Origin of the sequence: Streptomyces sp. MBT65, from assembly GCF_016612545.1 — a bacterium.
Lineage (GTDB): Bacteria > Actinomycetota > Actinomycetes > Streptomycetales > Streptomycetaceae > Streptomyces.
The window spans coordinates 1-4433 of the sequence record NZ_JAENRY010000475.1 but is presented as its reverse complement, the minus strand read 5'-3'; the positions used below and the strand labels follow the sequence as shown (position 1 = coordinate 4433).

Sequence of the window (4433 nt, the reverse complement as noted above, 5' to 3'; positions counted from 1 at the left end):
GAACGGGTGGGGGGACGGCCGCCGGTGCGGGAGTGAGGGGGGCTTGCGCCGGGTCGCCGGTCAACTGTGTTGGGCGGAGGGACAGTTGTACGGGGCGGGCGGCCGCCGGTGTTGGACGGCGACTCCCCTGCCCGGCACCAGCGCCGAGTCCGGCCCCGCCGGAGACCCACCACCGCTCCCTCACCGACCGGCGCCGACGCCCACCGTCAACTCCCGTCTCCCGCCTACCCCTTGCGCCCCCACGCCGAGATCATGGGAGCCGTCGCCAGATCCATCGAGCCGGAGGCGACATTGGCCAGGTGGCGGTCGATGTCCTCGTTCGTGGCCAGGCCCGCCGTGACGAGTTGGTCGCGGATCTGGCGGACCGTGGCGGATTCCAGGGCGGCGCAGGCCGGTGAGGTGACCGGGAAGTACGCGTCGGCCTCCACGCGGCGCAGGCCGGCCTCGCGGAGCAGACGCGGGAGCCGGCGGCCGTAGGAGAGGTCGGCGCCGCGGGCGGCGAGGAGTTCGCGGAAACCGTGGCGGAGGCGGTTCGCGAGCTGTTGCTCGGGGCCGTGTTCGTCGGGGCAGAGCAGGGGCTGGAGGGCGGGGTCGGCGTCCTCGATCAGGAGGCGTCCGCCGGAGCGCAGGGACTTGATCATCGAGTGCAACGCCCGTTCCCGGTCCGGGACATGGACGAGGACCAGTCGGGCGTGCACGAGGTCGAAGCCCTCCCCCGGCGGTTCCTCGGCACCCACGTCGTGGACGCGCACCTCGATCGGCGGACGTGCCACCGCAGCGACCTGGGAGGTGTCGATGTCGGTCGCGAGGACCTTCCCGGTCGGTCCGACCTTCTTGGCCAGCCAGGACACCACCGAGGTGCCGCCGACGCCGACCTCCCAGACCCGCCAGCCGGGTCCGATGCCGAACCCCTCCAAGTGCCGGAACGTCGTGGGGTCGAAGAGCGTGGCGAAGGCGTCGAAGCGCTGTCCCGCCTCGGACTGCCGGTTGTCGAGGAGATACCCGTCGGATCGCGTCATGCCGCGATCATCCCAGTTGCCCCGCTTGTCGACAGGGGGCGACGCTCCGGTTCCGCAGCCCTTGCGGCACCCCTCGCCGCGGCAGTGCGCCCGCTCGTACGCGGCTCCGTCCACAGCGGGAAAGACAGCGCGCTCACGGCTTCGTCCACAGCCGGGAACAAAGCGGAGGATTCCGTTCCCACAGGCTTACCCACCGCTCACGTCGGCCTGGCAAACTGGCACGCCAAGGCGCAGAAATGCGATGCGAGGGGATCCACCCAAGGAGATCCGGATGTCCATGGCAGGGAATCTTCGGAAGGTCACGGGCCTGGGCAGGGTCAGCGGCCTCCGCAAGGTGGCGCGGCTGGCGCGGCGGCGCCCGCGGGTCGACCTGAGCCACCACGCCCGGTCACCGCTGGGCTCCTCGGTGGTGAAGTGCGTCACGTATCAGGACGGCGTCCGGGTCCCGGTCGGCGGCGATCTGGTGGACGCCGTCGAGCGGGTGCGCAAGAAGGACGACGGCTTCGTCTGGCTCGGCCTGCACGAGCCGACGAACGAGGAGTTCGCGGGCATCGCCGAGCTCTTCGACCTGCACCCGCTGGCCGTCGAGGACGCGATCGAGGCTCATCAGCGCCCGAAGGTGGAGCGCTACGGCGAGACGCTGTTCGCGGTGTTCAAGACGGTCTGCTACGTCGAGCACGAGAAGCTGACCGCGACGAGCGAGGTCGTGGACACCGGCGAGATCATGGTGTTCGTCGGCGCCGAGTTCGTCATCACCGTGCGGCACGGACGGCACGGCTCACTGGGGCCGCTGCGCGAGGGGCTGGAGTCGAACCCCCGGCAGCTCGCCAAGGGCCCGGCCGCGGTGCTGCACGCGATCGCGGACCACGTGGTCGACGACTATCTGAGCGTCACGGACTCCGTGCAGGCGGACATCGACCAGGTGGAGACGGACGTGTTCGCGGAGAACGGCGCGCGGGCCGACCCCGGCCGTATCTACCAGCTCAAGCGTGAACTCCTGGAGCTGAAGCGGGCGGTCGTCCCCCTCGGCCGCCCGCTGGAGGAGCTCGCCACCCGGCCGATGCGGGTGATCGGCCCGGAGATACAGGCCTACTTCCGGGATGTCTCCGACCATCTGCTGCGGGCGAAGGAGCAGATCGCGTCCTTCGACGAACTGCTGAACTCGATCCTGCAGGCGCACCTCGCCCAGGTGACGGTCGCGCAGAACGAGGACATGCGGAAGATCACGGCCTGGGCCGCGGTGATCGCCGTACCGACGATGGTGTGCGGTGTGTACGGCATGAACTTCGACCACATGCCGGAGCTGCACTGGCGGTTCGGCTATCCCCTGGTCCTCGGCGTGATAACCGTGGCCTGTCTCGCGCTGTACCGGGGCTTCCGGCGCAACGGCTGGCTCTGAACGGCAGCCGCTGAGCCGGAGTCGTCCGGGGTTCCGCGCCCGGCACCGCCCGCGAGGGTTCAGCGCATGCCGCTGCGGGCGTACACGCTCTCGACCCAGCCGGCGAGTTGTTCCTCCGTCAGGTGCTGGGCCAGGTCGGCCTCGCTGATCATGCCGACGAGGCGTTTGTTGTCGATGACGGGAAGCCGGCGGATCTGGTGTCCCTGCATCTCCTGGAGCACTTCGCCGACATCGGCGCCGACGTCGATCCAGCGGGGTGTGCCCTGGGCCATCTCGCCGGCGGTGATCTTGGCCGGGTCGTGGCCCATGGCCACACAGCCGACGACGATGTCCCGGTCGGTGAGGATGCCGCAGAGCCGTTCGTTCTCGTCGCTGATGGGCAGGGCCCCGACGCCCAGTTCGCGCATCAGCTGGGCGGCGCGGTCCAGGGTTTCATGGGCGGGGATCCACTGGGCGCCCCGGTGCATGATGTCTCCGGCGGTGGTCATGAAGTACCTCCCGATGCCGGACGGCCGGCGCGGCACAGAACGTTCCGCTAGTCCCGGCGCCCTACATTCTCGCCGCGCGGCGAGGGGAACGCACCCGGACGGTCGCGACTTCCGGTACACCGGCCGGGACGGCCGGGTCAACGCCGAGGGACTTGTGCGAGCGCTCGCACGGAAGCCGTCTGTCCACCTCGGTGAGGATCTCGGCGGTGCCGCGGATCTCCACCGAGGCGCAGGGGTCGGCGAGGCCCTCGGCCCACCGCTACCCCTTGGCCCTCCGCCCACTACCCCTTGCCCCACCCGCCCCACGCCGGATGGCGCGGATCGTCCGCGCGCACCAGGACGTCCGCCGTGCCGGCCGGGTCGGTCTCGTCCTCGTAGCGCTCGAAGGCGGGGAGGGTCCAGTGCTCGGTCTCGGGGGTACGGCGGCGCAGGGCGCCCGGGGAGAGGAGGACGTGGACGGTCAGGTCGAAGGGGAACCAGTGTCGAAGGAGGAAGGGTCCGTGCAGCAACAGGACGGCGTCGGGCGGGAGTTGGACATAGGGGCTGCGGGTGGCGCGGTCCGCGGCGGGGTCCCACAGGTCGGGCAGGACGCGGCCGTCGCCGTCCGGTTCGAGCGGGCCGAAGACCTCGCGCCACAGGGCCCGGGTGTCGAACCGGCCGTCGTAGTACGCCTCGACGTCCTGGCGCCCGTACTCCAGGCGCAGCGAGGCCGGGCGCAGGAAGCCCTCGGTGCCCACGACGAGCGAGGAGCGGCCGCGGATACGCAGCGCCTCCGAGACGCGCTCGGCGAGGTCGCCCGGGTGGGCCGCGGGAGCCCCGTCGATGGCGACGCGCGGCCAGGGGCCGCCGTCGGCCGGCTTCAGGTCGAGCAGGCGCTCGGCGAGGAGGTCGCCGAGCCGGTCCCAGGTGATCGCTTCCAGTCGCACAGGGCCCATGATGCGGCAGGCCGCGATCAGTGTGTGTCGTGCAGGTGGTTCCGGCGGGCGGCGAGGAGGTGCGGGAGGTGGGTCTCGCTCCAGGCGCGGGCGGCGTCGAGGAGGGGGACGAGGCTGCGGCCGAGCGGGGTGAGGGCGTATTCGACGCGCGGCGGGTTCTCGTCGTACACGGTCCGGGTGAGCAGGCCGTCGCGTTCCATGGCGCGCAGGGTCTCGCTGAGCACTTTGGGGGTAACGGCCTTGAGCGGTATACGGAGTTCGGTGAAGCGGCGCGGGCCGCCTTCCAGGCAGCGGACGATCATGCCCGTCCACTTGTCGCCCACCCGGAAGGGCATCGCGGAGGAGGGGCAGAGGGGGTCGAACATGTCGGGGTCGAGCGGTTCCTGTCGTGCGGCGTCCCGTACGGCGTCCCTCGCGTCGGTCATGTGTCGAGGCTAGCGCCGGTACCGTTGAAGTAACCGGGCCCTGACTCCCCACCATGCAGGTCGGGCGGCGAAGAACGCTGCCGGACAAGGAAGTTGGGCATGAGCGGGATCGTGGTCCTCGGGGCCGGTGGCCGGGCGGGGCGGGCCGTCACGGCGGAGGCGCTCGG

Annotated in this window: 5 protein-coding genes; 1 reads left to right on the top strand and 4 read right to left on the bottom strand. The window is 71.3% G+C overall.

Annotated elements, in window-relative coordinates; all coding sequences use genetic code 11:
• Positions 1-224: 224 nt before the first annotated feature.
• The gene (locus JHN63_RS48520; protein ID WP_200691529.1) at positions 225-1019 is read right to left on the bottom strand and encodes a methyltransferase domain-containing protein; all 795 of its coding nucleotides are present in this window, start codon (positions 1017-1019) and stop codon (positions 225-227) included.
• Positions 1020-1290: 271 nt separating this feature from the next.
• Between JHN63_RS48520 and JHN63_RS48515 the strand changes: the two genes are divergently transcribed.
• The gene (locus JHN63_RS48515) at positions 1291-2418 is read left to right on the top strand and encodes a magnesium and cobalt transport protein CorA (protein WP_200691528.1); all 1128 of its coding nucleotides are present in this window, start codon (positions 1291-1293) and stop codon (positions 2416-2418) included.
• A gap of 59 nt (positions 2419-2477) precedes the next feature.
• Here the strand turns inward: JHN63_RS48515 and JHN63_RS48510 are convergent, their stop codons facing one another.
• From JHN63_RS48510 to JHN63_RS48500, 3 genes are all read right to left on the bottom strand, one after another.
• Entirely contained in the window at positions 2478-2906 is a 429-nt protein-coding gene (locus JHN63_RS48510; protein ID WP_200691527.1) for a CBS domain-containing protein, read from the bottom strand.
• 281 nt (positions 2907-3187) lie between these two features.
• Positions 3188-3841 carry a uridine kinase gene (locus tag JHN63_RS48505; RefSeq protein ID WP_200691526.1) on the bottom strand — a complete coding sequence of 218 codons (654 nt, stop codon included), beginning with the start codon at positions 3839-3841 and terminating at the stop codon, positions 3188-3190.
• A gap of 17 nt (positions 3842-3858) precedes the next feature.
• Complete coding sequence (locus JHN63_RS48500; protein WP_200691525.1) at positions 3859-4266, bottom strand: helix-turn-helix domain-containing protein; 408 nt, start codon at positions 4264-4266, stop codon at positions 3859-3861.
• Positions 4267-4433 lie beyond the last annotated feature (167 nt).